This window comes from Gordonibacter pamelaeae 7-10-1-b, assembly GCF_000210055.1.
Lineage (GTDB): Bacteria > Actinomycetota > Coriobacteriia > Coriobacteriales > Eggerthellaceae > Gordonibacter > Gordonibacter pamelaeae.
Genome location: NC_021021.1, coordinates 791,865 through 793,029 on the forward strand (window position 1 = coordinate 791,865; position 1,165 = coordinate 793,029).

Below are 1,165 nucleotides of genomic sequence, written 5' to 3' on the forward strand. Positions count from 1 at the left end.
CGGAGGTGCCGAGCACGCAAGCCTGACCCGGTCACCGAGCATTTCGCTGCGATGGCGCGCGCGTCGCGCCTTCGCAACGCCCAGCCGACGTCCGGAACGGACCGGCTGGGCGCTTTTATGATGCGAGGGCAAACGTCCGGACGCCGGGCAGGCCGCGGCATGCGGCCCCCGCCGCCCCGATCGAAAGGAGCATCACCATGTCTCAAACCGTCTTGGTAACCGGCGCGACGAGCGGCATCGGCGAGTCGCTGTGCCTGCTGTTCGCCAGCGATGGATACGATCTGGTCACCGTAGCCCGCGACGAGGAAGCCCTCGAGAAGCAGGCCGATGAGCTGCGCATCCTCGGCGTCGACGTGCTGCCCGTGGCCTGCGACCTGTCCGACCCCGACTCCGCGCGCACCATCTTCAAGCGCGTATGCAAGGCGGGCAAGGACATCGACATCCTCGTGAACGACGCAGGCTACAGCCCCGCCGGGCAGTTCTCGGACCTGCCCGTGGCGGACATCCGCGCCATGATCCAGGTGAGCGTCACGAGCCTGGCCGAGCTCACGCGCGTGTTCCTGCAGCCCATGCTCGAGCGCGGCCACGGCCGCATCCTCAACATGAGCTCCATGATGGCGAAGACCCCCTGCCCTTACAACGCGCTCTACGGCGCCGCCAAGGTGTTCGTGCTGTCGTTCTCCACCGCGCTCGCCCGCGAGCTGCGCGGCACGGGCGTGAGCGTAACTACCGCCTGCCCCGGCGCCACGCGCACGAACTTCGCGAAGAACGCCGGGATCCAGAACGCGCCCGCTTGGAAGTACTTCTCCATGGACGCCGACGAGACGGCCATCCGCGTGTACCGCGCGCTCATGCGCGGCGAGCTGTGCGCCGTGACCGGCTGGTACAACAAGGTGGGAGCCGTCTCCGTGCGCTTCATGCCCATGGGCGTGCAGCTCTCCGCCGGCGAATGGCTCATGGGCAAGCGAAAGCACCCGTTGGACCACGAGGGAGCCGAGTCCTCCGACGCGCGCAACGGCAAGGGCAAGGAGCACGGCGAGGGCAAGGACGGCCGCGACGGAAGCGACGGCAAGCGCGGCTTCTACCGCGGCGGCGACTCTGGAACCGACCACGAGCCCGAGCCATGGCCGAAGACGGCACGCCCCCAGAACCCCTGCGGGGGCGG

Annotated in this window: 1 protein-coding gene; it reads left to right on the forward strand. The window is 68.9% G+C overall.

The genetic code is table 11. The features are described from left to right. Positions 1 to 197: 197 nt before the first annotated feature. The coding region (locus GPA_RS03765) for an SDR family NAD(P)-dependent oxidoreductase (RefSeq protein ID WP_083808901.1) at positions 198 to 1,165 on the forward strand (968 nt) is incomplete at its 3' end.